Origin of the sequence: Vibrio inusitatus (assembly GCA_024346935.1) — a bacterium.
Taxonomy (GTDB): domain Bacteria; phylum Pseudomonadota; class Gammaproteobacteria; order Enterobacterales; family Vibrionaceae; genus Vibrio; species Vibrio inusitatus.
Window position 1 is genome coordinate 1,054,338 of record AP024878.1, and the last position, 26,204, is coordinate 1,080,541.

The following is a 26,204-nucleotide window of genomic DNA, read 5'->3' on the forward strand; positions in this document are numbered from 1 at the left end:
CCAAATTTCAACTGGATTGTGACTGATGAGAATCGCCCTAGGCATCGAATACGATGGTGCAAAATATTATGGTTGGCAGAGACAGAATGACTTTGATTCTGTACAAGAACGTTTAGAGAAAGCGCTTTCCATTGTGGCGAATCACCCAGTAGAGGTTCAATGCGCAGGTCGTACGGATGCTGGTGTGCACGGCACTGGACAAGTGGTGCATTTTGAGACTACCGCTTCTCGTAAGATGTTGGCTTGGCAAATGGGCGTTAATGCTAATATGCCAGGGGATATTGCAGTACGTTGGGCTACTGAAGTTTCTGATGACTTCCACGCACGATTCAGTGCGACAGCAAGACGCTATCGCTACGTTATCTATAATCATGCTTTACGCCCAGCAATCCTAGCAAAAGGGGTTAGCCATTATCATGGTGATCTTGATGTCGATAAAATGCATCAAGCTGCTCAGTTCTTGCTAGGAGAGAATGACTTTACATCATTTCGAGCAGCACACTGTCAGTCTCATAGCCCGTTTCGTAATATGATGCACATTAACGTAACTCGTCATAACCACTATATCGTTGTCGATATCAAGGCGAATGCCTTTGTTCATCATATGGTACGAAATATTGTGGGTAGCTTGCTGGTGGTAGGTCGAAATGAGCAACCGATTGAATGGATTGAGTGGTTATTAGCCCAGAAAAATCGTTCATTAGCAGGTGCAACAGCGAAAGCTCATGGATTATATTTGGTAAAAGTGGACTATCCAGAGGAATTCGCTATTCCAGAATTGCCTATGGGACCGCTGTTTTTACCCGAAGAATTGTGATGAAACGCAAATATAGCGTCACTTTGACGTCATTTTGCTGTAATAATTAAGGTTTAAAGGATAGGTACAACCAGTTTTTTATCTACACTAGAGTAGATCTATGGTTTAATCCTTGCAAATTATCAACCTCTTGCCGTGGCGGCGAGAGCTTAATGAAAAAGGTCTTTCATGAGTTGGCTTGAGAAGATTTTCAACAAAAGCAGTATTTCAACGTCTCGCAAGGCGAATGTTCCTGAAGGTGTATGGACGAAATGTACCTCTTGTGAGCAAGTTTTATATCAAGCAGAGCTACAGCGTAACTTAGAGGTTTGCCCTAAGTGTGATCATCACATGCGCATCTCTGCACGTAATCGTTTAGACAGTTTTCTAGATGCAGATGGCCGTGAAGAGCTAGGTGCTGAGCTAGAGCCTCAAGATAAGCTGAAGTTTAAAGATACTAAGCGCTATAAAGATCGTATCACTACTTACCAAAAGAGCAGTGGCGAGAAAGATGCGCTGATCGCGATCAAAGGTGCTATCCATGGCATGCCTGTTGTGGCGTGTGCTATGGAATTTAAATTCATGGGTGGCTCTATGGGGTCGGTTGTGGGTGCACGCTTTGTGCGTGCTGTAGACGCTGCAATTGAAAATAACTGTGGTATGGTCTGTTTCTCTGCAAGTGGCGGCGCTCGCATGCAAGAGGCGTTAATGTCTCTAATGCAAATGGCAAAAACCAGCGCAGCACTAGAACGACTTTCAAAGAAAGGTTTACCGTTCATTTCTGTTATGACTGACCCAACTATGGGTGGCGTATCAGCAAGTTTTGCAATGCTAGGCGATATCAATATTGGTGAGCCTCGTGCTGTTATTGGTTTTGCTGGCCGTCGTGTTATCGAACAAACCGTTCGTGAAGACTTACCTGAAGGCTTTCAAACGAGTGAGTTCCTACTTGAGCACGGCGGTATTGACATGATCGTTGATCGTCGTGAAATGCGTCAAAAAGTAGGGGGCTTATTGGCTAAGTTGACTAACCATTCATCACCTTTAGTGTATTCTGTTAACGAAGACTCAAAAGAGGCTGAATACGAAGTACCCGTAGCCCCAGAAAAATAGTACAGTACTCATTATCTGACAGTAATTAGCGTTATATAGATAGATGAGTTCACATATCCCACAAGCCACATCATCCCTAACGGTGTGGCTTGATTATTTACAGTCCATTCATACCAGTGCGATAGATCTAGGTCTTGAGCGCGTATCTCAAGTAGCTCAGAAAGCGACGCCTAGTCTGACTAAGCCTGCTCCTAAAGTTATTACCGTTGCCGGAACCAATGGCAAGGGTTCAACGTGTGCCATTATGGAAGCCATATTGCTTGACGCTGGATATAGCGTAGGCGTGTATAGCTCTCCACATCTTATCCGATATAATGAGCGGGTTCGTATCAATGGCGAAGAGCTTTCTGACGACTATCACGTTGCCGCTTTTGATGTTATCGAAAAATTAAGGGGCGACATTAGTCTCAGCTTTTTTGAATACGCGACCTTGGCAGCACTGCACATATTTCAGCAGAAAAAAGTAGACGTCGTACTTTTAGAAGTTGGTCTTGGCGGTCGTCTAGATGCAACAAATATCGTGGATCACGATGTCAGTATCATTACTAGTCTAGCGGTGGATCATGTTGATTGGCTCGGTGACGACATTAATGTTATTGGCTTTGAAAAAGCGGGGATCTTTAGAGCGGGCAAACCTGCAATTTGTGGTCAACCTAACGCACCAATGACCGTTGCCGCGCATGCTGATGATATTGACGCGACTCTTTATCAAGTTGAATATCAATATTCTTATAGAGAAGACGGTGAATTGTGGCACTGGCAGTCTGGTAGCTTTGATGTTACCGATTTACCAAAACCGAATCTTCCATTGGCGAATGCAGCTACTGCACTGATGGCGTTAGGAGTATCGGATTTAGACCTAACGGATGTCAATATCGTTAATGGTCTAAAGAATGCCAAGCTTACAGGAAGAATGCAGCTCCTTTCTCAAAAGCCAACGGTGATTCTAGATGTTGCCCATAACCCTCATTCCGCTGAATACCTTGTTGCTCAATTGCAGCAGCGCTATCCAGAACAAAAAATAAGAGCGGTCGTTGGGATGCTTCATGATAAAGATGTCGCAGCTACCCTTAACGCGCTTTCAGGTTGCATGCAGCATTGGTATCCAGCTTCGTTAGAAGGGCCTAGGGCGGCTTCAGCTACTGAACTTTGTCAATATCTCGATAAAGGCACCGTTGGGTTTAAAAATCCTGTTGAAGCGTTTGAGCAAGCGATGAATGATGCAGGAAAAGACGACATTGTCGTTGTATTAGGATCATTTTTTACCGTAGGGGCCGTGTTGGAACACTGGCAAACAAGGAGAAACAATGGCGAGTAAATTTCAAAGTCGCTTAGTCGGTACCATAGTACTCGTTGCCGTTGGGGTGATCGTACTTCCTGACGTTTTAGACGGTGAGAAGCTTCACTACAAGGAAGAGTTTGTTGCGATTCCTATCAAACCTCAACTTGAATCAGAAGTAGAGTCGTTTGAGATCTTAGATCCTGTAGAAGAAGACATTTCGCTACCACCAGAGCCTGTTGAAGAGATCATTCATGAAAGCTCTGAGCCGATTGCCGTTGCAGAAGTTAAGCCAAAAACTACGCCTAAACCACAAGAGAAACCAAAACCGGAAGTGGTTGAGGTGAAAGAGCGCAAGGTAGAAGAACGCAACAATTACCAAGACAGTGGTTGGATTATTCAGTTGGTGGCGGTGCGCAGTTCTGAGAATGCTGAAGGTTTAGTTAATGATCTTAAGAAGCGTGGTTATCGAGCGAGTGTCGTCAAGGCCAATGACTTTTACCGTGTAATAGTCGGTCCAGATGTATCACGTTCCAAGTTAGAATCGCAACTGCCTGAATTGAAAAAGATCACAGGCGCTTCTGGGCAGATTCAGACATTTAAGCCACTAAAACCATAAAGAAAACGTTTGCGTCGCGCATTTTTCTGTTAGAATGCGCGCCAGCATGAGGAAGTAAAGCTCATGAATTGGATAGATTTTACTATTTTAGGTGTGATCGGCATCTCTGCGCTGATCAGTTTGGTTCGAGGTTTTGTTAAAGAAGCGCTCTCTTTAGTGATTTGGTTTGGCGCCTTTTTTATTGCCAGCCAGTACTACACTAGATTAGCGGTGTACTTTACAAACATCCAAGATGACATGGTCCGAAACGGAGCTGCTGTTGGCGCTCTGTTTATTGCAACACTTGTTGTTGGTGCAGTCATTAACTACACCATAGGGCAGTTAGTCCAAAAGACAGGTCTGTCGGGTACAGACCGAGTGCTTGGGATCGTGTTTGGTACTTTGCGCGGCGTGTTAATCGTTGCAGCAGTACTGTTTTTTATGGATGCATTCACCAGTTTGTCGAATTCCGACTGGTGGCGCCAATCGCAATTGATTCCAGAGTTCAGTCGTCTGATCGCACCGTTTTTCGAACATCTTAAAGAAACGTCTAGCTTTTTATCCGGCGTGATATAAAGCTTAACTGGCCAATACTGAGGGTTTAGACATGTGTGGTATTGTTGGAATTGTAGGCACAACTCCTGTTAATCAATCGATTTATGATGCGCTTACGGTTTTGCAGCATCGTGGACAAGATGCTGCGGGTATTATTACCATAGATAGCAATCGTTTTCGTCTGCGTAAGGCAAACGGCCTAGTTAAGGATGTGTTTGAAGCAAAACACATGCAACGCTTACAAGGCTCGGTAGGTATCGGACACGTTCGTTACCCTACTGCAGGTAGTTCAAGTGCGTCTGAAGCACAGCCTTTTTACGTGAATTCTCCATTTGGTATCACGTTGGCTCATAACGGCAACCTAACTAATGCTGCTGATGTTCGTCAGAAGCTTTTCGAACAAGATCGCCGCCATGTAAATACAACATCTGATTCTGAAGTTTTGCTGAATGTACTGGCTCATAACATTGATATGACTAAGACGTTCAACATTACAGAGAAAGATGTGTTTGATGCGGTTGAACGTGTTCATCAAACCATTCGCGGTGCGTATGCAGTAACTGCAATGATCATTGGTCATGGTATGGTTGCATTTCGCGATCCAAACGGTATTCGTCCTTTATGTCTTGGTAAGCGTGAGGTCGAAGGTGGCACAGAATACATGGTGGCATCTGAGTCTGTAGCATTAGATGCTGTAGGTTTTGATTTCATGCGTGATGTAGCACCAGGTGAAGCGGTATACGTCACTTTTGATGGGCAACTGCACACTAAACAGTGTGCTGAGAATCCACAATTAAACCCTTGTATCTTTGAGTTCGTTTATTTTGCTCGTCCTGATTCATTCATTGACAAGGTATCTGTATACAGTGCTCGCGTTGAAATGGGTAACAAACTGGGTGAGAAAATTAAGCGTGAATGGGATGATTTGGATATCGATGTGGTTATCCCTATACCTGAAACTTCTTGTGATATTGCTCTACAGATTGCTCATATTATTGACAAGCCTTACCGTCAAGGTTTTGTTAAAAACCGCTATGTAGGTCGTACCTTCATCATGCCTGGTCAGCAGCAACGTAAGAAATCAGTACGTCGTAAGCTGAATGCGATTCGCTCTGAATTTAAAGGTAAGAATGTACTGCTTGTTGATGACTCTATCGTTCGCGGTACTACATCAGAGCAGATTATAGAAATGGCTCGTGATTCAGGTGCAAACAAGGTTTACATCGTTTCAGCTGCACCAGAAGTACGCTTCCCGAATGTATACGGCATTGATATGCCAAGTGCGAATGAGTTGATTGCTCACGGCCGTGAAGTAGACGAGATTTCTAAGCTTATTGGCGCTGATGGTTTGATGTTCCAATCATTAGAAGATCTTGTTTCTGCAGTGGGCGAGGGCAACCCTGATATTAAAACGTTTGAGACCTCTGTCTTCAGTGGCCAGTACGTTACCGGTGATGTTGATCAAGAGTATTTAGACTTCCTTGATTCTCTACGCTCTGACGATGCAAAAACAGAGCAAAATATTGCTCAAGATTTAGCAAACCTAGAGATGTATAACGAAGGCGCGTAATGCTCCTTTGATACAATCCAAACAGTAAGGCCCAGCATGATGCTGGGCCTTTTTTTATACTATTTAATATGAATCACATGGCTTTTACGCACTGTGATTACTATTAATTGAAGTAATCTCTGATGTAGTCGATCAATAGTCGTGTTTTCTCAGGAATATGGTCTTTATGGTTATACAGCATAAAGATGTCACGCGGGTTTGCAGCCCACTCTGGTAACACTTGGACTAAGCCGCCACTTTCGATGTGATGATTGACCATTACATTAGGGATCAAAGCAATACCAGAACCGGCAGAACAGGCGTGCCTAACTACATTTAAGTCAGTAGCTTCTAGTCGCCCTTTGGCTTTGTTCACCACGGTTTCGCCGTGAGTATTAAGCAGTGACCAATGTGTAAGAGGTAACCCTTTCAGTAGAGAATGATCAGCAAGGTCTTCTGCATGTTGCAGTGAGGCAGTGTTGCTTTTTAGGTAGTCAGGGCTTGCAACCAGAATGTCTTTAACTTCGGTAAGTTTACGAGCAATAAGGTTGGAATCTCGCTGAGGCCCTACCCTGAAGATCATGTCCCACTCTGTAGGGTCAAGTTCATCAGCGCGGTTGGTCATGCTAAGGTCAATCTGGATATCAGGATAGGTGTCCATGAACCCTTCAAGTAATGGCATCAGCATACGCTTGGTCAGGTTAGCTGGAGAGGAAACTCTTAAGCGACCTGCCGCACCGCGACACTCTTCACCTAGCTCAACAGCGGCGCTAGATATTTGTTTGAGAAGGGGACCACACTGCTCATAGAAACGTTGTCCGGCTTCTGTTAGCGTTAATTTGCGAGCGTGTCTGTTCAGCAGTCGTAAATCGATAGCGTCCTCTAACGCTTGTATTCTTCGAGTAATCGTCGCAACGGGAATGCGAGTTGCTCGTGATGTGGCTGTATAGCTTCCATGCTCCACGACTTTGCGGAACAGATTGAGGTCATCAAGTTTCATAGTATCTTTCATGATCGAGATATGCGCTCACTTTCAATGGGGGAAACAACCCTTTCGGGTCAGGTGATTTAGTCTTTATTATCAAACAGTTTTTACAATTTGTCGTCAAAATAAGTCATTTATCTTTGTGATTATTAAAACGGACATCTAAGGTTATAGCAATTGAAGTAGACTTAAAGAGTATGAAGTGCACCAAGAGAGTACCTTAGTGGAGCTGCCAATGAATCAAAAAAATGCAGCAGACGTTCTTATATTGGATGATGATGTCGTGTTTAGAAATTTAGTTCGTTCACTACTTGAGACCCAGAACTATCGCGTGTTTGAAGCGGATAATGGTCTTGAGGGACTACAGCATCTTGAGAATCATGTTCCCGACCTAGTAATTTGCGATATTGAAATGCCATTGCTCAATGGAATGGAATTTGTAGAAGAGGTTAGCCAGCAATATCCATCTCTTCCTTTAATTGTCATTTCCGGTACAGAAAAAATGTCTGTGGTGGCAAAGGCATTGAAATTTGGTATCAAGGACTTCGTTACCAAGCCAATTCTCAATCCTACTCATCTTCTCTCTACTGTCGAGAGTACCCTTAAAGAAGCGAAAGATTCAGCACTGGGAGCGAGAGATTTTACTAGCCAATGGTTTCAGCTAAACCCTCAAGGTGAACTACCAGAAGACCAAGAATTGCATTGGCATTTAGAGTATTTGGACAATCATCCTGATATATCACGTGACGTGCTACAGGCTCTGGTACCGGAACAGAAAACAAGCCAAGGGGTATGGAACTGTCATTTCCGAGTTTTGCAGAGTTCTGAGTCCATGCCTATTGTCTATGATTACGCATGGAGCATGAACGGACAGTTTCTATTTTACGTTCTTGATTCTGATTCGGCGCAGCAGTATGGGGTGTCGACTACACTGCTGGTCAGGGCTTTGTTTAACGACTATATCCGTAGCCAAGAATCGCAGGTTTTCCATATTCAAGACTTAGTGAATAACCTCGAGAAAGCCATTCGTTACGCTGATTGTGGAGAACCTATCAACGCGCTCGTAGGTCTTGCCGATTTTTCAAATCGTGAATTTAAGGTGATCAGCGCAGGCATTGATGGCTCTTGGAGTAGTTCGAATGTGAACCATACACTCGAAAATCAAGAGAGCTTAGGTGGTGATAAGGTGTTGCATCAGGAGCAGTTTGTTCTTGCCACAACAGGTAAAAATAGTCTGAAGCTTTCCGGTATAGTCGACGCTAATTGTCAAATCGTTATAGAGAGCAAAGCGACTTAGTCGTAAATTCAGCTTCAACTTCTTTTTTTGGCCAAGTTCAGATATTCTCTTTGAAGACTTATGTTTGGACAAGGCTTTGCAGAATTGGCTAACTCTCAAAATCCGATAAAAAGATGGATGCTAATTTCTCTGGGAGTAGTGTGCCTTGTATTAGGGCTATTAGGCGTTGTGTTGCCACTGCTGCCCACGACTCCTTTTGTGTTACTCGCCAGCGCCTGTTTTATGAGAAGCTCTCCACGTCTAAATAAAAAACTCCTCTCTCATCCAACCTTTGGTCCCATCATCAAAGACTGGCAATATACTCGTGGCATCAAGCGCTCGGTTAAACGCAAAGCATATTGGCTCATTTTGTTTAGCTTCGCTTTGTCCATTACTCTAGCTCCTATTAATTGGGTTAGATTACTGTTGGTGGTAATAATGGCGATTTTACTTTTATGGTTAAGTCGTCTTCCAGAGCCAGCCGAGTAATTCAAGAGCGAAAACTTGAAGCATGCCAAAGTGTGGCTTGCTCAATATTGATAAAATCACTACCATATCGTCCACTTATATCAATCTAATTACTATGGTCAGAGGGCTCTGGTTATACTCTACTTAGATGGATATCAATCGCACCTAACCCATACGCAAATTTATGTCAGTTCACCATATTGATTTAGGCCAATCTACGCGCTCTAATCAGTGTGGTAGTAATATGAACCCAGGGTAAATAATTATGGTTAGGAGCTGAATTAAACTGTAAGAATTAACTATGAATATTGAAAAGCAAGCACTGGTCAAAGCAAGTATCAAAAGCATTCAAGACTACCCAAAACCAGGTATTTTGTTTCGTGACGTAACAAGTTTGATGGAAGATGCAAAAGCGTATCAAGCTACGATTGAAATGCTTATCGAACGTTACCAAGGCATGGGTTTTACCAAAGTAGTGGGCACTGAGGCTCGCGGGTTTTTATTTGGTGCTCCTCTAGCGCTTGAATTGGGAGTTGGTTTTGTTCCTGTGCGCAAACCCGGTAAGCTACCTCGTAATACTATCTCCCAATCGTATGAGTTGGAATACGGTACAGATGTGCTGGAAATTCACACTGATGCGATCACTGAAGGCGATAAGGTACTTGTGGTTGATGATCTGCTTGCAACAGGTGGCACAATTGAAGCGACAACTAAGCTGATTCGTCAACTTGGTGGCATCGTTGAACACGCAGCCTTTGTTATCAATCTACCAGAGATTGGTGGTGATAAACGTATTGAAAAAATGGGCATCGAAGTGTTTAGCTTATGTGAGTTTGACGGTCACTAATTCGTCTCATCTATCAGGATAATTAATGAGTTATTTAGCGTTAGCACGTAAATGGCGTCCAAAGCGATTTAAAGAAGTCGTAGGGCAAGAGCATGTCTTGACTGCGTTGGAGAATGCGCTAGACCAAAATCGCTTGCACCATGCCTATTTGTTTAGTGGTACTCGCGGTGTAGGTAAAACGACGATTGGTCGCTTATTAGCCAAAGGGTTAAACTGTGAAACTGGTATTACTTCGACACCCTGCGGAAAATGCCAAAGCTGCGTCGAGATTGATCAAGGGCGCTTTGTTGACCTTCTAGAGATCGATGCGGCGTCTAGAACTAAAGTTGAAGACACTCGCGATCTATTGGATAACGTTCAATATAAGCCGGCGAGAGGTCGCTTTAAGGTTTACCTGATAGATGAAGTACATATGCTGTCAAAGCATAGCTTTAACGCGCTACTTAAAACTCTAGAAGAGCCACCTGAGTATGTGAAGTTTCTGTTGGCGACAACAGATCCACAAAAACTGCCAGTGACGATTCTATCCCGATGTCTTCAATTTCACCTTAAACCTATTACTGTTGATGATATTCATCAGCAGTTAGAGCACGTTCTAGAGCAAGAAAATATTGCCAGAGAAGATCGTGCATTGGGCATGATTGCTCATGCTGCAGATGGCAGTATGCGTGATGCATTAAGTCTTGCTGATCAAGCTATCGCTCTAGGTAATGGTAATGTAGTGATAGAACAAGTGTCGCGAATGCTAGGTACTCTAGATAGTGAACAAGCGTTATATCTGATTGATGCAATCGTTCACAAGCAGGCATCGCAAAGCCTAGAGGCATTAAATCAACTTGCTAGCAATGGCGTTGATTGGGACGGTTTGCTACAAGATGTGTCGATGCAATTGCACCGCATCGCCATGTATCAAGCTCTTCCTGCGACTTTAGATACGGGTCATATGGACGCAGAGCGAGTTCAACATCTTGCTGAGCAATTATCGCCACAAGAGGTTCAGCTTTACTACCAAATTGCTCTAAAAGGCCGTGGCGAGCTTTCTATGGCTCCAACTGAGCGTGCAGGGGCGGAAATGACCTTGCTGCGAATGCTTGCCTTTAGTCCAGCGGACAAACCGGCTGCCAATACGATATCCACACAAAGCAATGGTGTTGGTGAAGCAACGCAGTCCTTGCCTGTAGTGGATGCCGTTCCTGTTTCTGAAAGACCGTCACCGGTTCAACAAGCGAAGAAGATCTTAGAGCAGAAAGCAGCTAAACCTGTTTCACCTAAATCTCTCTCTGTCGAACCCCCACCGCAAGCTACGGTTTCTGCAGAGCAACCTCCTATGGTTGATGTGCCTCCGGCACACTCTGGGTATGAGGCACCTGCTCATTCGCCTCAAGATGTTGTTAACACGACTCAAATTGTTGAGTCTGTTAGTGATGACACAACTAATGAACCACAGGTTTCGGTTAAGAGCCCACTGGTGGGGCTTCGTCACCAACTTCGCTCTAAGCGACAGAGCAAAACCTCAGTACAAGGTGAACGCTCAAAAAAGGGTGAAGCAGCACAGACAGGCAAAAAAGAGAGCGTACTTCAGCGAGTGACTCAAAAACACCCGCCAAAGAGGCCTTCAGAGTCGGTGCTGCAGGAAAAAGTCGATACCAGTGGGTCGCCATATCAATGGCAGGCATCAGAATCTTCTCAACCTAAAGCAAAAAAACCAGGCTTAACACCAGCATTGCTGAAAAAAGCTTTGGAGCATGAGAAGACACCTGAAATGGTTTCAAAACTGGTTGATGAATCGGTAGCACAGGATAGTTGGAGCGCTTTGATAGCAAAACTGAAGACCGCTAAGCTAGTCGAGCAGTTAGCCTTAAACTCCCATTATGATGAGAACGAAGGCAGTATTGTCTTGCATTTAAGACCGAGCCAACAGCATCTTGATGGAGAGAAATCTCGCACTGAACTAATGCAGGCGCTTTTTGAGGTGACAGGGCAACATCAAGAAATTACGGTACAGGTCGATGAGCAAGGTCAAACACCATTAGAGCTACGTGAAACTTTGTACCAAGGAAAGCTTGAGCAAGCGTTTAACAGTTTAGAAAATGATGAACATATCAAGTTTATTGAGGCCCGTTTTTCAGCGGAACTGGATAGAGAGAGTGTTCGTCCAATATAGGGTTGAAATGGGCTAGAGTAATCCCCATTTCACTAGTAATTATCAATACCGATATCAAAGAGAGATTCAGAATGTTTGGAAAAGGCGGTATGGGCAACCTAATGAAGCAAGCCCAGCAAATGCAAGATCGTATGGCGAAGCTTCAAGAAGAGATTGCACAAATGGAAGTGACTGGCGAGTCTGGTGCTGGCCTAGTAAAAGTGACTATCACTGGTAGCCATAATGTGCGTCGCGTTGACATCGATGAGAGCTTGATGGAAGACGACAAAGAAATGCTTGAAGACCTGATTGCAGCAGCATTTAACGATGCAGCTCGTCGTGTTGAAGAGACTCAAAAAGAAAAAATGGCTTCTGTGACTGGCGGTATGCAACTACCACCAGGCATGAAAATGCCGTTCTAAGAAACAGAACTAATCAATGCGTACCAGTAACATGCTGGAGCAGTTGATGGAGGCCTTACGTTGTCTACCTGGGGTGGGTCCCAAGTCGGCACAGCGTATGGCCTTTCATTTATTGCAGCGAGATAGAAGCGGTGGCGTTAAGCTAGCAGATGCCCTTAGTCAGGCGATGACTGAGGTGGGTCATTGTGATGAATGTCGTACGTTTACTGAAAACGATGTTTGTCATATCTGCAGTAATCCGAAAAGGCAGCAAACAGGTCAAATATGTGTTGTTGAAAGTCCAGCTGATATTGCGGCCGTAGAGGCAACAGGTCAGTATTCAGGACTTTATTTCGTATTGATGGGGCATCTATCTCCACTTGATGGAATTGGTCCTAGTGACATCGGGCTTGATAAACTCGACTTTAGGCTTCAGGATGGCGAAATCACAGAAGTGATATTGGCGACCAATCCAACGGTTGAGGGTGAAGCTACGGCTCAGTACATAGCTGAGCTCTGTCATATCCACCAAGTTAATGCGTCTAGAATCGCTCATGGTGTGCCTGTGGGGGGGGAGCTAGATCTAGTGGATGGCACTACTTTGTCCCACTCTCTTTTAGGACGACACAAGCTTTAATGGCAAGATGCAAAAAGGCCGCTCAGTTTAGACTGAGCGGCCTTTTTTATATTTTTCTAGTTTCAGTTATTCCTTGCCAGCAACCGTTTTATAGACAACGGCACCTATAATACCGCCAATAATTGGCGCTACCCAAAATAACCATAATTGACTGATGGCAGCATCTCCTACAAACACGGCAACCCCTGTACTTCGCGCTGGGTTTACAGATGTATTAGTCACCGGGATACTGATTAAGTGAATGAGTGTCAAACATAGACCGATAGCTAGCGGTGCAAAACCGGCTGGTGCTCTACTATCGGTAGCTCCCATGATCACAAATAGGAAAACGGCGGTAAGAACGATCTCAGTCACTAATGCTGCTGTCAATCCATAGCCCATAGGTGAGTGTTCGCCGTAACCATTGGTAGCGAATCCACCAATTTCAGCACCTGCTTTACCCGTCGCAATAACATACAACACACCACCGGCAATAATACCGCCAATAACTTGTGCAATGATGTACGGGACCACTTCCTTAGCTTCATGACGACCACCGGCCCAAAGACCAATCGTAATCGCTGGGTTTAGATGACAGCCTGAGATATGACCAATAGCATAAGCCATAGTAACGACAGTAAGACCGAAGGCCAAAGCAACGCCGGCAAATCCGATGCCTAAGTCTGGAATACCAGCAGCCAGTACTGCACTACCGCAGCCCCCGAATACCAACCAAAATGTGCCAATCAGTTCGGCAAAGTACTTATTCATAAGAATCCCTTCTATAAGTGTTTGATTCTTAATAAATGTAGTCGGTTTTTACGAAGTGTGGAAAATTAAATGAGGATGCCAAATTAAGAACTCTGATATAAGCGATCTTATACAGTACAACTTTCTAGATCATTAAGAATGAATAGCGCTTGTTCTCGGGTTTCGCCACATACCCATTCTGCCGCCTTAAAGCCATGACAAACCTCAGGGCGTTCTTTTTTGCCAAAAAGCTTGCATAGGTTGTCTTCGGTCAATTGTTTACAGCGCTCACCAGCATTTTTACCGTTGGGATGCAGTGGAAAGCTGCTAGATATGCTTGGGGCTATACAACAGGCACCGCAATAAAGACGACATTCCATACAATTTAGCCTTTGAAGAAAACAGAAAAAGGGATTATCAACAGTTTGACTAAGAATGAAAGAAGTTTCTGTACTCGGATGAAAAGTATTCATGTAAGTGCTTGATTATCGCTTTTGCTTGTATTTTAAACGATGAATAGGTATAAAACGCCTCCCAGTTAATGACGGTAAGATTTAAGATGACTTCTCCATTTTGGCAAACAAAAACACTAGAGCAGATGAGTGAGCAAGAGTGGGAAGCTCTATGTGATGGTTGTGGTAAATGTTGCTTACACAAATTAATGGATGAAGACAGCGATGAAGTCTATTACACCAACGTGGCGTGTAGTTGGTTAAATAGCAAAACTTGTAGCTGCAAAGACTATGCTAACCGTTTTGAATCAGGTGAAGAGTGCTTGAAACTGACGCGTGATAAGATTCACGAATTTCACTGGTTACCAGAAACCTGCGCTTATCGCTTATTATCTGAAAACAAAGATCTGCCAGAATGGCATCCGCTGATCACTGGCTCAAAATCGGCGATGCACGCAGCGGGTGAAAGTGTTCGAAACAAAGTAGTGTATGAGATTGACGTGGTGGATTGGGAAGACCACATTCTCAATCACCCAAACAGAAAGTAACTACTTACAATCTGTCGCTGAATCCGATTGCGGATGTGTAGATGTCCCGTGATCAAGAGTTCCTGTAACAACCTGTTCAGGCAGAGGTAAAACCAATAGTTGGTACTCTGGGAAGAGACTTTGACCTGAAATGTTTGAGACTTCAGTGACTGGGGTTATTAACGCAATTTTAAGATCTGGCATTCTCTTATTAAGCGAATGGGCGATGCCCATTCCATTCTCGACATGAAATTTCCCAGCAGTATGCATCACTTGGTGATCGGGATTGTTTTGAATGTGCATTACAATACTTTCCGCCATGGTCTCATCCCATGAAACTTGAGCCGCGTACATTTTTTCTACGACGTCCTTATCTATACCTTCCATCATTTCGACAAACCTAGCCTTGTAAGGTCTTTCTGAAGTATCTAACTGTGCTGCGACAAACTTGCGTTCTTCACTATTGAGCTGTTTTAGATAGTCAGGCCCCACCTTACCAATGCAGCGTACTATATCCCTTGGCGCATTTGCCGCAATCACTGGCATTTTAGCCGCTTTTGCTTGTTCGACAATAGGTCGATAGTCACTGGTGTAATTGGGCCAAGCATTAGCGTGAGCAACTAATGCCAATTCACCAATCTCTTTATTTAAATACTGGTTTAGCGTCGACTGCGAAGGTCGACTGAACTGTTCCATAGATAGCGCTACGTTTTCATTTTTATCGAGTAAAAGTTGATAAAGATCTGACTGAAATCGATGCACAGCAGAGTGCGAATGCCACTCACCTACGAGGATCACATCAGCGTTTAATATCTGTGAAGGGAGAGCAGATAAGGTGACTGGATTGGATGATATTTCATAGAGTTGATAGTCGAAAAATGTAGTGACGGGAGAGTGTAACTCTTTGGCACCTGTTGGTGAGCAAAGAAAACAAGAGAGCAAAACTAAGGTGTGTTTGTATCCATACATGTCTGCTCTCCTGCTTGTTAGGGTTAGATCACCCTATAAACTTGAATATTAAAGTCCGCCTCACACTCAAACGCATCCTCAACTTTGAGTTCAGCCTGCAGTTCTTTAGAGGCTTTCCAAGCAAAGGGTGTCATTTGCAATAGATCAAATGCAAACCCTTTTTCCAATCGCATCTGATAGTTGAGTTTAGTTTGTTTGTACAACTCTAGCCCTGCAAATTCATCCGCTTGTTCTTCGTGCAAACGGACTTCTTTGTATATACGTTCGCGAAGCTGAAATAGATGCCTTGCACCTGGGGTAACCGTTATTAATAAACCATTGGGCTTTAGGCAACGCAGCAGTTCTTCTTGTTTGCTTGGTGCATAGACTTTAACTATCACATCTAGGCTATTATCGTTAAAGGGCAGTTTGTAGCTCGATGCAACACTAAAGTGACAATTCGAGTAACGTTTAGATGCGTAGCGAACCGCTACTTTGGAGATATCCAAGCCGTAGACTTTAGCATCATCTGTAAGTTTTTGAGCGATTTCGTTGGTGTAATACCCTTCACCGCACCCGATATCCAATATCGTTGGAGCATCGATACCATCAACGTTCATGCTGACGATGCTGGCTAGTTGCTGCTGCAGGTTTTGGTAATGGCCAGACTCTAGGAAGACTCGGCGAGCTTGCATCATTTCTTTGCTGTCACCAGGATTCTTTGAATGCTTGTGATGAGCAGGCATCAAATTTACGTAGCCTTCTTTGGCCTTATCGAACATGTGGTTGTTAGGGCATTTAAACGTTCGAGATTCTAGGGCTAAAGGTTGTGAACAAAGAGGGCAGGCGTAGATCATAATAGCTTGATTCAAAAAATGGTATGCAGATAGTAGTCGCTATCGATGGTAGAGACAATAATTATAAAAAGTGACTCTATGGCCTAGAGTCACTCGCAGGATTTACTTACAACCGATAGTGGTAGATAAGGTGTAGCTCTCACCAGGTTTAACGGTTGTGCCAGATTCGATACTTGGGGCGTGTTGACTGGCTTCAATACAAAGCATGGTTTTGTAACCATCATCTTGCATGTCACCCATGGCTGTCGCTCCCTCAGCCCAAGGATTCCAGATAACTGCGGAGTTAGAACCTTGGTTCTCTATGGCAATATCACGATCAAAACCAGGATCACTTAAGGTTATCAGTGGCTTTGGCTGAGTGTAAACTCTGTCGATGGTGTCAGTAAGAGTCAGTACGTCACCGCCTTGAGTCAACTTAGCTTCATTGAGGCTATCAATATATTCAGGCCCCATGCCGCGTGTTTCAACGTTATCGATATCAGAGATATTGAGGTACGTATGAAGTGCGCCAGAGAAGCGCCAATCAGCTTTGTCTGTGTTAGTCATGACCAAGCTTACCTTTAGCTCGTTTCCTACCTCTACGTTTAGTACAGCTTCAAAATGATGTGGCCACACCGCTAGAGTTTCTTCAGAGGTACTTAATCCTAGGCTTACAATTACCCCGGTTTCATTTTCTCTGTGCTCGATGAGCTTCCATTGCGAGCTGCGAGCAAACCCGTGAGCAGGTGCTGCAATTCGACCAAACCAAGGCCAGCAAACAGGGATCCCGCCACGTAGTGCAGCTTTACCATCGTAAATGGCTTGCTCACTCATCCAGATAAGGTCTTGTTGGCCTTCTGGTTTATAAGAGATGACATGACCACCGTGAAGCGCAATGGCAGCAGAGGCTTGTTCGTGAATGATGCGAATAATCTTAAGCTCGTCTTGCTGAACGATGGTGACGTTGTCAGAGAGGACCGCTATTGCGGGTAGTTGATATACATCCATATTGAGTTCTCACTACATTAGGGCGTATTGTGATGCACAAATGAATATGCAGTTGTAGTTGTTGCCCTAAATTTTTGACAAAAAAAAGGCGACTCTAGAGTCGCCTTCATGCAAATTTCTTAACTAATGCTTACTTAGAGATGTGAGCAACTAGGTCTAGAACTTTGTTTGAGTAACCGATTTCGTTGTCGTACCAAGATACAACTTTAACGAATTTGTCGTTAAGTGCGATACCAGCTTTAGCATCGAATACTGAAGTGCAAACTTCACCGATGAAATCTTGAGAAACAACTGCATCTTCAGTGTAACCAAGAACGCCAGCCATTTCGCCTTCAGATGCTTCTTTCATAGCTGCACAGATAGCTTCGTAAGATGCGCCGTTCTTAAGGTTAACAGTAAGGTCAACTACAGAAACGTTAGCAGTTGGTACGCGGAAAGCCATACCAGTTAGTTTGCCGTTTACTTCTGGAAGTACAACGCCTACAGCTTTAGCAGCACCAGTTGAAGATGGGATGATGTTCTGAGAAGCACCACGACCACCACGCCAGTCTTTAGCAGAAGGACCATCTACAGTTTTTTGAGTAGCTGTAGTAGCGTGAACTGTAGTCATAAGACCAGACTCGATGCCGAACTTGTCGTTAAGAACTTTAGCGATTGGCGCTAGGCAGTTAGTAGTACAAGAAGCGTTAGAAACGATGTCTTGACCAGCGTAAGTGTCGAAGTTTACGCCGTTAACGAACATTGGAGTAGCGTCTTTTGAAGGGCCAGTAAGAACAACTTTCTTAGCACCTGCAGTGATGTGCTGACGAGCAGTTTCGTCAGTTAGGAAGATACCAGTTGCTTCAGCTACAACGTCAACACCGATTTCGCCCCACTTAAGTTCAGTTGGGTTGCGCTCAGCAGTTACACGTACAGTTTTACCGTTAACGATTAGGTTACCGTCTTTAACTTCAACAGTACCGTTGAAACGACCGTGAGTTGAGTCGTACTTAAGCATGTAAGCCATGTACTCTACATCGATAAGGTCGTTGATACCTACTACTTCGATGTCGTTACGTTCTTGTGCTGCACGGAAAACGAAACGGCCGATACGGCCAAAACCGTTAATACCTACTTTGATAGTCATTATAGTTGCTCCACAACTTATTTCAGATTAAATGTAAACTGGTAGTAAAATTACAAAACTCAGTTTCCTTCTGCAATAGATAATCAAGTTTATTTTGTTCAAAGTCAAAAAAAAATACTCTCTTATCGTACTTAACTATGCAGATGGTCGTTTATTGCACTTATTTGACGAGGCAATGCTCAACAAGTGCGTGTTGCGCAACAAAAAAAGAATTTTGTAGCGCGAATTTCTATCTCTTTCACATAAGTGGAAGAAAGTATGTGCTACAACATCGGACGAGGCAAGTGATCCACTGCCAAAAAGTAATGATAAATTTTAATTAGGGAAGCAGGACTCGTTTTACGTATGAGCGATAGTAATAAATCAGATCAAGAATGGCGTCAGGAATTATCAGAAGAAGAGTATCGCGTGTGTCGAGAGCAGGGTACTGAAGCGCCTTATAGTGGAAAACTATTGCACAATAAAGCAACTGGAGATTACGCATGTACTTGCTGCAAGGCTTTGTTGTTTAGATCAGACAATAAATATGACTCAGGTTGTGGCTGGCCAAGTTTTGATGCTCCCGTATCTAATGATGCGGTTCGCTATTTAGAAGATAATAGCCACGGTATGAAGCGTGTAGAAATCCGCTGTGCTAATTGCGATAGCCACTTGGGGCATGTGTTTCCTGATGGCCCTGTCAGTACAGGTGAACGGTATTGTGTGAATTCTGTATCGTTGGTGTTCAACAAGCCCTAAGCATTATGGTAACTTTATTACAATATGGAACAAGATTGGAGGGAGACAATGAGTCAAGCTAAACCGGACTTAGAACAGATGATCGATGCTATTACCCCTGAGGCGTATCAAAGGCTTTGTTTTGCAGTAGAAACAGGCCGATGGCCTGAAGGGACAACTCTTAATGAAGAGCAAAGAGCGTATTGCCAGCAAGCTGTAATGTTATATCAAAGTAAAAATAATAACGAAGCGCAGCACATGACGGTGGCAGCTGGTGGAGAAATCAGTTTCAAATCTAAGAGCGAATTGAAGCGTCAATTTAATAATGAAGAAACGATCGCTAAGGTAAAAGTGGATTAACTAGCGGCTATTTCTCAAATTCATTATCTATTTTCACTATTTCTTGAGCCAGTTGCAGCATATTACCAGCAACAATCTCCGCCTTTTTGTATAACGGATGATAGATTGCGCCGTTTCGGTTGATGTAAGCGGCGCGCATTCCTGCTGTCATAGCCCCATGGGTATCCCAATCGTGCGTTGCTACTAACCTTAGGTCTTCAATTGAACGATTCACTTTAGATGCAGCATAGTGATATACGTCCGCACACGGCTTGAAGCTTTCGGTTTCCTCTACTGAAATGATTTCGTCAAAGTACTCAGTCAGTCCAGCATTCTTTATCTGAGTGGTAATTAATTGAGAGGATGAATTGGAAAGAGCGATCGTGCGATAGCCATTGTCTCGAAGCAATAGCAATGCAGGTTTTATATCTGGATGAGCCGAAAGGTTGGAAAATGCCGACAATAAGTCGGTTTTCTGGAATTCGCTGAGAGGGATTTGTTTCTTTGAGGCTAACGATTGTAGCGCAATTTTCGCAAGAGTAGCAAAATCTGATTTGACCCCAGTCGCTATGGCTACGGTTGAACTATGAAGCAGCATAGAGAACCAAGTATCAGTATAATCTGCGCTTCCGAAATAAGCAGCAAACTTAGGCTTTAACGGCGCTAAGCTTAAAACGGTTTCGTTGATATCAAATAAGATCGTATCGCGCATTATCTACTTACCCCGATTTTTTGAATAAGATGACAATAGCACTTACTGCAGCGACTGTTAAAGGCAGGTAGAGTAGTAGCAAGCCGACATTTTGCATATTAGCCGACTTGTTAGTCTTATAAACTCATTTCACCATGCAACACTCGCTGCATTTGAACCTTAATTTCTTCGTAATCTAGGCCTTGGCTCAATAGGAAGTGAAGCTTAGCGAGCGCCGCTTCATGAGTCATGTCATAACCACTAATAACTCCTGAATCAGCAAGAGCGCAGCCCGTTGCGTAGCCACCCATATTTACTTTACCTGCTAAGCACTGGGTCAGATTAACCACAATAACACCACGTTCGGAGGCTTCTTTTAAGTGCGCTAACAACTGCGGGTTTTGTGGGGCATTACCGACACCAAACGTAAGTAGAATCATGGCATTTACGGGTTGGCGTAATGTGTTGCGAATGACCTCATGAGAAATTCCAGGGTACATGGTGATAACGCCAATAGGTTGTGGTGTTATTTTGTGTACTTTAAATTCGCCCGCAGGTTTTTTGTCTACCTCTGCAAGTGAGCTCACCTGGATGTTGATACCTGCTTCAAGCAAAGGAGGAAGATTTGGTGAGGTAAATGCGGAAAAACCATCAGCATGAGATTTAGTACTTCTATTTCCACGCATCAATTGGTTATTGAAGAATAGAGTGACTTCATTTATTGGGTAGTTGGCAGCTATATGCAAAGCATTAAGTAGATTGGCTTGTCCATCTGAGCGCAACTCTGCGAGTGGGATCTGAGATCCTGTCACTATTACCGGCTTACCAAGGTTTTCCAACATGAACGATAAAGCAGAGGCTGTGTACGCCATGGTGTCGGTACCGTGCAAAATCACGAAACCATCGTATTTATCGTAATTATTCTCAATGTCGTCGGCAATTTGTTGCCAATCAGCAGGGGTCATATCTGAAGAATCGATAAGAGGTGCGTACTCATGGATAGTGTATTGTGGCATTTCCGGACGGTTGAACTCCGGCATACCAGCAAGTTGCGATTCCATGAAGCCTGCAACAGGTACATAGCCGTTCGCTGATTTCTGCATGCCGATGGTGCCACCGGTATACGCGATATAAATGTGTTTACGTGTGTTTTGCTGAGGCATAAAGACAGGTGCTTTTACGGGTAACTGATTGGGGCGAAGTATAGCGGATTTAAGGGCTCAAGCAATATGAGTCTGGCCATTTACTTGCTGTGATTGGTATTAAAATAACAAAGCCCAGCGCTCACTGTGAAGTGAGGCTGGGCTTTGGTTGTTAGTGCTTACTCTTTAGCTGTTTACTGCACTTGGCAGGGTAGACACAAAGTGTAGTAACCGTTTGGATCGTTAAATTGCTGCATCACACTTAAGTCTTGCTGAACTTGTGAGGCTATAGGCTGCAGTGCGCTAGGTAGCCACATATTAACGTCTAGACCCAAAGAGACTGAAATCCTCTTACTGAAGTCTTGTAAGAACTGCTGTGCAGGCGTTAAAGACTTCTGCAGCCAGTTCAGGGAGTAGGTGTCTATCTCCGCTAAGCTTGCTGCACGCGCAATAGCGTCATCAAAGTCACCGATAGAATCCACTAGGCCATTGTCGACCGCATCTTGGCCTGTCCAAACGCGACCTTCCGCTATCTTCTCAACGGCGTTTGCATCTATACCTCTATTATCACTGACAAGACCAGTAAAGCGTCGATAGCCATTTTCGATGCCCAATTGCATAGCGCGTTTCGCACCGTCATTTAGACCTGAGGTGATACCAATTCCAGAGAAGGGCGAAGTGCCCAGTCCATCACTGTAGACTCCATACTTATTAAAGCCTTTTTCAAAGGTAGTCACTACACTGAAGATACCTATTGAACCGGTTAAGGTAGTAGGTTGTGCCATAATTTCATCTGCCGACATTGAAATCCAATATCCTCCCGATGCGGCAAGGCTGGACATAGACACAACGACTGGGCGATTCGTTTCTTTAAATGCGATCAGTTCGTTGCGAATTACCTCGGAAGCAAAAGCGCTACCTCCTGGACTGTCTACGCGAAGCACCAATGCTTTAATATCATCATTCAGGCGAGCTTTGCGAATCAGTGCTGCTGTAGTATCCCCGCCCACTGAGTTGCCTTTCTGAGGGCCATCCATGATAGCGCCACTAGCGACAACAATTGCAATCTCATTGTCGGTGACTTCTGGAGCTTGAGTGACTTCATCTTTGTAGGTGTAGTAGCCAATAGACTTAAAGCCGTTTTTCTCATCTCCACCAAAGGCTTCGATCATCGCGTCTCTTGCTTGTTGGCGAGTGGCTAACTCATCGACCATATCTAATTGCACTGCTAGCTGAGCAAGGCTGCCGTCTGCTTGCTCAAACTCTTTGAGGAAGTTATCCATACTCGGATTGAGAACGGATTTCTCGATTCCTCTGTTGCTGGCAACATCATCGACATAGGCCCCCCAAAGCTGACCAAGCCAAACGCTGGCGGCTTCTTTGGCGGGTGCAGACATATTATTGCGAGTAAAGGGCTCAACCGCAGATTTGTACGTCCCTACCTTGAAAACGTGAGTGGTAACGTCAAGGTTCTCTAGCAAGGTTTTGTAGTAAAGAGAATATGAGCTGTATCCACGAAGGAGCACGCCACCATCGGGGGCGAGATAAATTTTATCTGCATAACTTGCTAGATAATATTGGCTCTGATTGTAGAAATCTCCAATAGCATAAACCGGTTTTCCGCTTGCTTTAAACTCATTGATCGCTTTAGCAATATAACGAAGTTTTGTCAGATTGGTTTCTGGCATTTTTTTCAAGCTGAGAACAAGGCCAGATACGTTTTCGTCAGAGGCCGCGTGGCGAATTGTCTCTCTTATATCGTAGAGGACATTCTCTTTTGGAACTTCGTTGCCAAGTAATGAACCTGTTAATGAATCCATGGGATTCACAAAGCGTCGTTGCTCGACGATTGTCCCTGAAATATTCAGTACTAGAGCTTTGGGCTCTTTTTCGACAGGAGTAGCTTCTTCATTTGAGCTAATTTGTGAGAAGCTGAAATAAATAAAGACAATAGCCGCGATGAATAGGAGGTTAGCGAGAGCTAAGCGAATGAAAGTAATGACCTTCCAAATGCCTTTTATTATCTTACCGATGAAGCGAAACAGTGTTTTCATTGTGTTCTCCGCCTGATACTTCAACAATCAGAGATTAAGGGGAAATGATTCTTAATGCTAAGTGATAATTGGCCCAATCACAAATCAATGGGCATGAAAATTTCTTTAAAAGAGTCAAATAAAATCATAGACCTACAGATTTGTTGTCGCAGATTATTTTGCACTCTTAGATATCGTATACGTTAATCGTAAAGATTGTGATTACCTTAACGAATGTTGCGAATTTGTAAAAATATATTTGCCATATGGTAAGAGCGCCTTTATCGTGGTCAGACCAGGATGAATTAAGCAATATAGGGGATGCTATGTACCCAAATCTACTTCGACCACTTGACCTAGGTTTTACTCAACTAAGAAATCGAGTCTTAATGGGCTCAATGCACACAGGGCTTGAGGACAGTGCTAAAGGTTTGCAAAAGCTGGCTGCTTTTTATGAAGAACGAGCCAAAGGCGGAGTAGGTATCATTGTCACTGGGGGCTTTTCGCCCAACTTGCGTGGTCGCCTTTATCCTACAGCGGCACAGTTTAGCCGACCAAAGCACGCCGAGGCGCATAAGGTGATCACCGAAGCGGTGCATCGCCACGATGGAAAAATAGCATTGCAACTGCTGCATGCTGGGCGCTACGGCTATCACCCATTAACTCAAAGCTCCACTCCAGCGAAGGCGCCTATTGCCAAATTCGCACCAAGCGAGATGAGCTCAAAGCAGGTAGAGAATACCATCGAAGATTATGCCAACAGTGCCGCCCTTGCGAAACAGGCTGGATACGATGGTGTGGAAGTGATGGGCTCTGAAGGCTATCTCATAAATCAATTTATTTGTAAGCGCACTAATAAACGCGCAGATGATTGGGGAGGGTGTTACAAAAATCGTATGCGCTTTCCTCTAGAAATAGTCAAAGCAATTAGACGATCTGCTGGCGACGATTTTATTATTATCTTCCGTCTTTCGATGCTCGATTTGGTCGAGGAGGGTAGCACGCTAGATGATGTGATTTTGCTGGCGAAAGAGTTAGAGAAAGCGGGTGTCACTATTATTAATACTGGCATAGGTTGGCATGAAGCGCGTATCCCTACCATCGTCACATCAGTACCAAGAGGCGCATTTACTTGGGTGACCAATAAGGTCAAGCCTCATGTGTCAATTCCTGTGATAGCGACTAATCGAATTAACACTCCTGAGCAGGCTGAAGCGATTATTGAGCAAGGCGCTGCTGACATGGTGTCAATGGCGCGTCCATTCCTTGCGGACCCTGAATTCATTCGTAAAGCGCAAGACGGTGAGCCTCAACTAATCAACACTTGTATCGGTTGTAATCAAGCTTGTTTAGATAATGCCTTCAAGGGTAAGCGTGCCAGTTGCATGGTTAACCCAAGAGCGTGTTATGAGACGGAATACCCAATTATCAAAGCGAAACAAAGTAAGCGAGTAGCGGTTATAGGGGCAGGACCTGCAGGACTCAGTGCTGCTTTGTATTGCGCCAAGCGAGGACATCAAGTCGACCTTATTGAAAAGAGCGATAGAATTGGTGGTCAATTTAGGCTGGCAATGCAGATCCCTGGCAAAGAAGAATTTAGAGAGACCATACGTTACTTTGCCAACCAACTGGAAAAGTATGAAGTGAATTTGCTTTTGAATATGGAAGCCACCGTTCAAGTACTAAAAGAATATGATGACGTGATCATGGCCACAGGCGTTAAGCCTAGACAGGTCAAGATTGAAGGCTTGGCAGAAAGCACTAAGGTATATGATTATCAAACATTAATTCGCGAGAAGAGCTATGTTGGCGAAAAAGTTGCGGTAATAGGCGCTGGTGGTGTAGGTATTGATGTGGCAACTATGCTCACTGAACCAAGTCGTTATTCACTGCAAGAGTGGATGCAGGAATGGGGAATTGATCAAGAGTACAAACATGATGGCGGTTTGTATCCTTTCCCTGAGATTCATTCCAAAACAGAGGTGTGGTTACTGCAACGTCGCGAGGGCACTGTTGGCAAAGGGCCAGGGAAAACAACTGGCTGGGTACACCGAGCAACTTTGCAAAAGCGTGGGGTTCATCTGCTTGGCGGCGTCAACTATGAAAAGCTGGATGATGCAGGGTTGCACTTGTCTGTTAAAGGGCAGTCGCAAACGTTGGACATCGATAGTGTTGTTGTGTGTGCCGGCCAAGAGTCGGTAAGACCTTTTGAAGATAAATGGACTGAAAAAGAGGGGCATGTTCATCTTATTGGCGGAGCTTACGAAGCCGGTGAGCTTGATGCTGTTCGTGCTATTCGTCAAGGGTTTGAGATTGCAATTAAGATATAGTCTCATTTGGGTGTTACACTCATTCGAGTAATGTGAAACTTATTCTGGAATGAAAAATACATGGAAGCACTCGATCTATTATTGAACCGTCGCTCTATTGCGAGGCTATCTGCACCTGCTCCAAGTGGAGACATACTAGAGAATATCTTAAAAGCAGGTTTAAGAGTGCCAGACCACGGTGCACTGACCCCATGGCGCTTTGTAATCTCTGAAGGAGAAGGGCTGAAGAAACTAGCCGATATCTTGGTTTCAGCGGCAACTTTAGCCAAGGCCGAAGAAGCTGTCATAGAAAAGCTTTCAAAGGCGCCATTTCGTGCGCCTATGGTGATTACGGTCATTGCCAAAACCAAGGCTCACCCGAAAGTGCCAGAGTTCGAGCAATATTTGTCGGCTGGTTGCGCTGTTCAGGCAATGCAAATGGCAGCGGTAGCCCAAGGATTTCAAGGTTTCTGGCGTTCAGGGACCTGGATGTTTGATCCCAATGTTGCTAAGGCATTTGGTCTTGAAGGACAAGACAAGATTGTAGGGTTTTTATATCTGGGTACATCAGAATGCACTCCTGCAAAAGCGCCAGAGCGAGATCTCGATAAGTTCATCGAATACTTATAGCCCTATTGTGCGTGTCTCCTACCTAGGCTAATTCCTTTATCATTCTTGCACTTAGATTGCTGGGTATGTA

General features: G+C 44.1%; 27 protein-coding genes. 17 read left to right on the top strand and 10 right to left on the bottom strand.

Annotated elements, in window-relative coordinates; all coding sequences use genetic code 11:
* Positions 1 to 25: 25 nt before the first annotated feature.
* From truA to purF, 6 genes are all read left to right on the top strand, one after another.
* Positions 26 to 817: a tRNA pseudouridine(38-40) synthase TruA gene (gene truA, locus OCU48_RS04835; RefSeq protein ID WP_141347051.1), complete on the top strand. Its 792-nt coding sequence runs from the start codon at positions 26 to 28 to the stop codon at positions 815 to 817.
* A 168-nt stretch (positions 818 to 985) separates the two neighbouring features.
* Positions 986 to 1,909 carry an acetyl-CoA carboxylase, carboxyltransferase subunit beta gene (gene accD, locus OCU48_RS04840; protein ID WP_141347052.1) on the top strand — a complete coding sequence of 308 codons (924 nt, stop codon included), beginning with the start codon at positions 986 to 988 and terminating at the stop codon, positions 1,907 to 1,909.
* Between the two features lie 43 nt (positions 1,910 to 1,952).
* Positions 1,953 to 3,227: a bifunctional tetrahydrofolate synthase/dihydrofolate synthase gene (folC, locus tag OCU48_RS04845; RefSeq protein ID WP_141347053.1), complete on the top strand. Its 1,275-nt coding sequence runs from the start codon at positions 1,953 to 1,955 to the stop codon at positions 3,225 to 3,227.
* Positions 3,217 to 3,807, top strand: a complete 591-nt coding sequence (locus tag OCU48_RS04850; RefSeq protein WP_141347054.1) for an SPOR domain-containing protein — start codon at positions 3,217 to 3,219, stop codon at positions 3,805 to 3,807. The genes folC and OCU48_RS04850 overlap by 11 nt, the downstream gene beginning before the upstream one ends.
* 63 nt (positions 3,808 to 3,870) lie before the next feature.
* Entirely contained in the window at positions 3,871 to 4,362 is a 492-nt protein-coding gene (locus tag OCU48_RS04855) for a CvpA family protein (RefSeq protein WP_141347055.1), read from the top strand.
* A gap of 31 nt (positions 4,363 to 4,393) precedes the next feature.
* Complete coding sequence (gene purF, locus OCU48_RS04860; protein WP_141347056.1) at positions 4,394 to 5,911, top strand: amidophosphoribosyltransferase; 1,518 nt, start codon at positions 4,394 to 4,396, stop codon at positions 5,909 to 5,911.
* Positions 5,912 to 6,014: 103 nt separating this feature from the next.
* Here purF and OCU48_RS04865 read toward each other — a convergent pair whose 3' ends face one another.
* Entirely contained in the window at positions 6,015 to 6,890 is an 876-nt protein-coding gene (locus OCU48_RS04865) for a LysR family transcriptional regulator (RefSeq protein ID WP_167496233.1), read from the bottom strand.
* Positions 6,891 to 7,110: 220 nt separating this feature from the next.
* On the opposite strand from OCU48_RS04865, the gene OCU48_RS04870 reads away from it, so the two are divergent.
* The 6 genes from OCU48_RS04870 to recR all read left to right on the top strand — a co-directional run bounded on the left by OCU48_RS04870 (position 7,111) and on the right by recR (position 12,647).
* Positions 7,111 to 8,172: a response regulator gene (locus tag OCU48_RS04870; RefSeq protein ID WP_244312381.1), complete on the top strand. Its 1,062-nt coding sequence runs from the start codon at positions 7,111 to 7,113 to the stop codon at positions 8,170 to 8,172.
* A 60-nt stretch (positions 8,173 to 8,232) separates the two neighbouring features.
* Entirely contained in the window at positions 8,233 to 8,640 is a 408-nt protein-coding gene (locus OCU48_RS04875) for a YbaN family protein (RefSeq protein ID WP_244312382.1), read from the top strand.
* Between the two features lie 280 nt (positions 8,641 to 8,920).
* Complete coding sequence (apt, locus tag OCU48_RS04880) at positions 8,921 to 9,466, top strand: adenine phosphoribosyltransferase (protein ID WP_141347059.1); 546 nt, start codon at positions 8,921 to 8,923, stop codon at positions 9,464 to 9,466.
* A 25-nt stretch (positions 9,467 to 9,491) separates the two neighbouring features.
* The gene (dnaX, locus tag OCU48_RS04885) at positions 9,492 to 11,630 is read left to right on the top strand and encodes a DNA polymerase III subunit gamma/tau (protein WP_141347060.1); all 2,139 of its coding nucleotides are present in this window, start codon (positions 9,492 to 9,494) and stop codon (positions 11,628 to 11,630) included.
* 71 nt (positions 11,631 to 11,701) lie between these two features.
* Entirely contained in the window at positions 11,702 to 12,031 is a 330-nt protein-coding gene (locus tag OCU48_RS04890) for a YbaB/EbfC family nucleoid-associated protein (protein WP_017027817.1), read from the top strand.
* A gap of 16 nt (positions 12,032 to 12,047) precedes the next feature.
* On the top strand, positions 12,048 to 12,647 hold the full coding sequence (gene recR / locus OCU48_RS04895; RefSeq protein WP_141347061.1) for a recombination mediator RecR: 600 nt from the start codon (positions 12,048 to 12,050) through the stop codon (positions 12,645 to 12,647).
* Positions 12,648 to 12,713: 66 nt separating this feature from the next.
* On the opposite strand, the gene aqpZ is transcribed toward recR, so the two are convergent.
* Positions 12,714 to 13,397, bottom strand: a complete 684-nt coding sequence (gene aqpZ, locus OCU48_RS04900; RefSeq protein WP_141347062.1) for an aquaporin Z — start codon at positions 13,395 to 13,397, stop codon at positions 12,714 to 12,716.
* Between the two features lie 107 nt (positions 13,398 to 13,504).
* Positions 13,505 to 13,756, bottom strand: coding sequence for a YkgJ family cysteine cluster protein (locus OCU48_RS04905; protein WP_141347063.1), 252 nt, complete (start codon positions 13,754 to 13,756; stop codon positions 13,505 to 13,507).
* A gap of 179 nt (positions 13,757 to 13,935) precedes the next feature.
* On the opposite strand from OCU48_RS04905, the gene OCU48_RS04910 reads away from it, so the two are divergent.
* A complete protein-coding gene (locus tag OCU48_RS04910; RefSeq protein WP_017032457.1) occupies positions 13,936 to 14,376 on the top strand; it encodes a YcgN family cysteine cluster protein in 441 nt (146 codons plus the stop codon).
* Here the strand turns inward: OCU48_RS04910 and OCU48_RS04915 are convergent, their stop codons facing one another.
* The 4 genes from OCU48_RS04915 to gap form a co-directional block, all read right to left on the bottom strand.
* The gene (locus tag OCU48_RS04915) at positions 14,377 to 15,324 is read right to left on the bottom strand and encodes a ChaN family lipoprotein (RefSeq protein WP_141347064.1); all 948 of its coding nucleotides are present in this window, start codon (positions 15,322 to 15,324) and stop codon (positions 14,377 to 14,379) included.
* A gap of 23 nt (positions 15,325 to 15,347) precedes the next feature.
* Positions 15,348 to 16,160 carry a 23S rRNA (guanine(745)-N(1))-methyltransferase gene (gene rlmA / locus OCU48_RS04920; protein ID WP_141347065.1) on the bottom strand — a complete coding sequence of 271 codons (813 nt, stop codon included), beginning with the start codon at positions 16,158 to 16,160 and terminating at the stop codon, positions 15,348 to 15,350.
* Between the two features lie 102 nt (positions 16,161 to 16,262).
* Positions 16,263 to 17,147, bottom strand: coding sequence for a D-hexose-6-phosphate mutarotase (locus tag OCU48_RS04925; protein ID WP_141347066.1), 885 nt, complete (start codon positions 17,145 to 17,147; stop codon positions 16,263 to 16,265).
* A gap of 130 nt (positions 17,148 to 17,277) precedes the next feature.
* Entirely contained in the window at positions 17,278 to 18,273 is a 996-nt protein-coding gene (gene gap / locus OCU48_RS04930; RefSeq protein WP_141347067.1) for a type I glyceraldehyde-3-phosphate dehydrogenase, read from the bottom strand.
* A gap of 345 nt (positions 18,274 to 18,618) precedes the next feature.
* On the opposite strand from gap, the gene msrB reads away from it, so the two are divergent.
* A complete protein-coding gene (gene msrB / locus OCU48_RS04935; protein WP_141347068.1) occupies positions 18,619 to 19,011 on the top strand; it encodes a peptide-methionine (R)-S-oxide reductase MsrB in 393 nt (130 codons plus the stop codon).
* A gap of 48 nt (positions 19,012 to 19,059) precedes the next feature.
* Positions 19,060 to 19,350 carry a YeaC family protein gene (locus OCU48_RS04940; RefSeq protein ID WP_141347069.1) on the top strand — a complete coding sequence of 97 codons (291 nt, stop codon included), beginning with the start codon at positions 19,060 to 19,062 and terminating at the stop codon, positions 19,348 to 19,350.
* 7 nt (positions 19,351 to 19,357) lie between these two features.
* Here OCU48_RS04940 and OCU48_RS04945 read toward each other — a convergent pair whose 3' ends face one another.
* The 3 genes from OCU48_RS04945 to sppA all read right to left on the bottom strand — a co-directional run bounded on the left by OCU48_RS04945 (position 19,358) and on the right by sppA (position 23,216).
* Positions 19,358 to 20,041 carry a haloacid dehalogenase type II gene (locus OCU48_RS04945; RefSeq protein WP_141347070.1) on the bottom strand — a complete coding sequence of 228 codons (684 nt, stop codon included), beginning with the start codon at positions 20,039 to 20,041 and terminating at the stop codon, positions 19,358 to 19,360.
* Positions 20,042 to 20,157: 116 nt separating this feature from the next.
* Positions 20,158 to 21,183: an asparaginase gene (gene ansA, locus OCU48_RS04950; protein ID WP_141347071.1), complete on the bottom strand. Its 1,026-nt coding sequence runs from the start codon at positions 21,181 to 21,183 to the stop codon at positions 20,158 to 20,160.
* A gap of 173 nt (positions 21,184 to 21,356) precedes the next feature.
* Positions 21,357 to 23,216, bottom strand: a complete 1,860-nt coding sequence (gene sppA / locus OCU48_RS04955) for a signal peptide peptidase SppA (protein WP_141347072.1) — start codon at positions 23,214 to 23,216, stop codon at positions 21,357 to 21,359.
* Positions 23,217 to 23,521: 305 nt separating this feature from the next.
* Between sppA and OCU48_RS04960 the strand changes: the two genes are divergently transcribed.
* Together OCU48_RS04960 and OCU48_RS04965 are read left to right on the top strand one after the other, a co-directional pair.
* On the top strand, positions 23,522 to 25,525 hold the full coding sequence (locus OCU48_RS04960; protein ID WP_141347073.1) for an NADPH-dependent 2,4-dienoyl-CoA reductase: 2,004 nt from the start codon (positions 23,522 to 23,524) through the stop codon (positions 25,523 to 25,525).
* Between the two features lie 60 nt (positions 25,526 to 25,585).
* Positions 25,586 to 26,134, top strand: coding sequence for an NAD(P)H nitroreductase (locus OCU48_RS04965; RefSeq protein ID WP_141347074.1), 549 nt, complete (start codon positions 25,586 to 25,588; stop codon positions 26,132 to 26,134).
* Positions 26,135 to 26,204: the final 70 nt, after the last annotated feature.

Excerpts from the sequence above, each read along its gene's own strand:
- aqpZ (WP_141347062.1), bottom strand. The coding sequence starts at position 13,397 with ATGAATAAGTACTTTGCCGAACTGATTGGCACATTTTGGTTGGTATTC.
- truA (WP_141347051.1), top strand. The coding sequence starts at position 26 with ATGAGAATCGCCCTAGGCATCGAATACGATGGTGCAAAATATTATGGT.
- purF (WP_141347056.1), top strand. The coding sequence starts at position 4,394 with ATGTGTGGTATTGTTGGAATTGTAGGCACAACTCCTGTTAATCAATCG.
- dnaX (WP_141347060.1), top strand. The coding sequence starts at position 9,492 with ATGAGTTATTTAGCGTTAGCACGTAAATGGCGTCCAAAGCGATTTAAA.
- OCU48_RS04905 (WP_141347063.1), bottom strand. The coding sequence starts at position 13,756 with ATGGAATGTCGTCTTTATTGCGGTGCCTGTTGTATAGCCCCAAGCATA.
- sppA (WP_141347072.1), bottom strand. The coding sequence starts at position 23,216 with ATGAAAACACTGTTTCGCTTCATCGGTAAGATAATAAAAGGCATTTGG.
- OCU48_RS04925 (WP_141347066.1), bottom strand. The coding sequence starts at position 17,147 with ATGGATGTATATCAACTACCCGCAATAGCGGTCCTCTCTGACAACGTC.
- OCU48_RS04870 (WP_244312381.1), top strand. The coding sequence starts at position 7,111 with ATGAATCAAAAAAATGCAGCAGACGTTCTTATATTGGATGATGATGTC.
- rlmA (WP_141347065.1), bottom strand. The coding sequence starts at position 16,160 with ATGATCTACGCCTGCCCTCTTTGTTCACAACCTTTAGCCCTAGAATCT.
- OCU48_RS04890 (WP_017027817.1), top strand. The coding sequence starts at position 11,702 with ATGTTTGGAAAAGGCGGTATGGGCAACCTAATGAAGCAAGCCCAGCAA.
- accD (WP_141347052.1), top strand. The coding sequence starts at position 986 with ATGAGTTGGCTTGAGAAGATTTTCAACAAAAGCAGTATTTCAACGTCT.
- OCU48_RS04910 (WP_017032457.1), top strand. The coding sequence starts at position 13,936 with ATGACTTCTCCATTTTGGCAAACAAAAACACTAGAGCAGATGAGTGAG.
- OCU48_RS04960 (WP_141347073.1), top strand. The coding sequence starts at position 23,522 with ATGTACCCAAATCTACTTCGACCACTTGACCTAGGTTTTACTCAACTA.
- ansA (WP_141347071.1), bottom strand. The coding sequence starts at position 21,183 with ATGCCTCAGCAAAACACACGTAAACACATTTATATCGCGTATACCGGT.
- OCU48_RS04850 (WP_141347054.1), top strand. The coding sequence starts at position 3,217 with ATGGCGAGTAAATTTCAAAGTCGCTTAGTCGGTACCATAGTACTCGTT.
- OCU48_RS04940 (WP_141347069.1), top strand. The coding sequence starts at position 19,060 with ATGAGTCAAGCTAAACCGGACTTAGAACAGATGATCGATGCTATTACC.
- recR (WP_141347061.1), top strand. The coding sequence starts at position 12,048 with ATGCGTACCAGTAACATGCTGGAGCAGTTGATGGAGGCCTTACGTTGT.
- folC (WP_141347053.1), top strand. The coding sequence starts at position 1,953 with ATGAGTTCACATATCCCACAAGCCACATCATCCCTAACGGTGTGGCTT.
- OCU48_RS04965 (WP_141347074.1), top strand. The coding sequence starts at position 25,586 with ATGGAAGCACTCGATCTATTATTGAACCGTCGCTCTATTGCGAGGCTA.
- OCU48_RS04945 (WP_141347070.1), bottom strand. The coding sequence starts at position 20,041 with ATGCGCGATACGATCTTATTTGATATCAACGAAACCGTTTTAAGCTTA.
- OCU48_RS04855 (WP_141347055.1), top strand. The coding sequence starts at position 3,871 with ATGAATTGGATAGATTTTACTATTTTAGGTGTGATCGGCATCTCTGCG.
- OCU48_RS04915 (WP_141347064.1), bottom strand. The coding sequence starts at position 15,324 with ATGTATGGATACAAACACACCTTAGTTTTGCTCTCTTGTTTTCTTTGC.
- OCU48_RS04865 (WP_167496233.1), bottom strand. The coding sequence starts at position 6,890 with ATGAAACTTGATGACCTCAATCTGTTCCGCAAAGTCGTGGAGCATGGA.
- OCU48_RS04875 (WP_244312382.1), top strand. The coding sequence starts at position 8,233 with ATGTTTGGACAAGGCTTTGCAGAATTGGCTAACTCTCAAAATCCGATA.
- gap (WP_141347067.1), bottom strand. The coding sequence starts at position 18,273 with ATGACTATCAAAGTAGGTATTAACGGTTTTGGCCGTATCGGCCGTTTC.
- msrB (WP_141347068.1), top strand. The coding sequence starts at position 18,619 with ATGAGCGATAGTAATAAATCAGATCAAGAATGGCGTCAGGAATTATCA.
- apt (WP_141347059.1), top strand. The coding sequence starts at position 8,921 with ATGAATATTGAAAAGCAAGCACTGGTCAAAGCAAGTATCAAAAGCATT.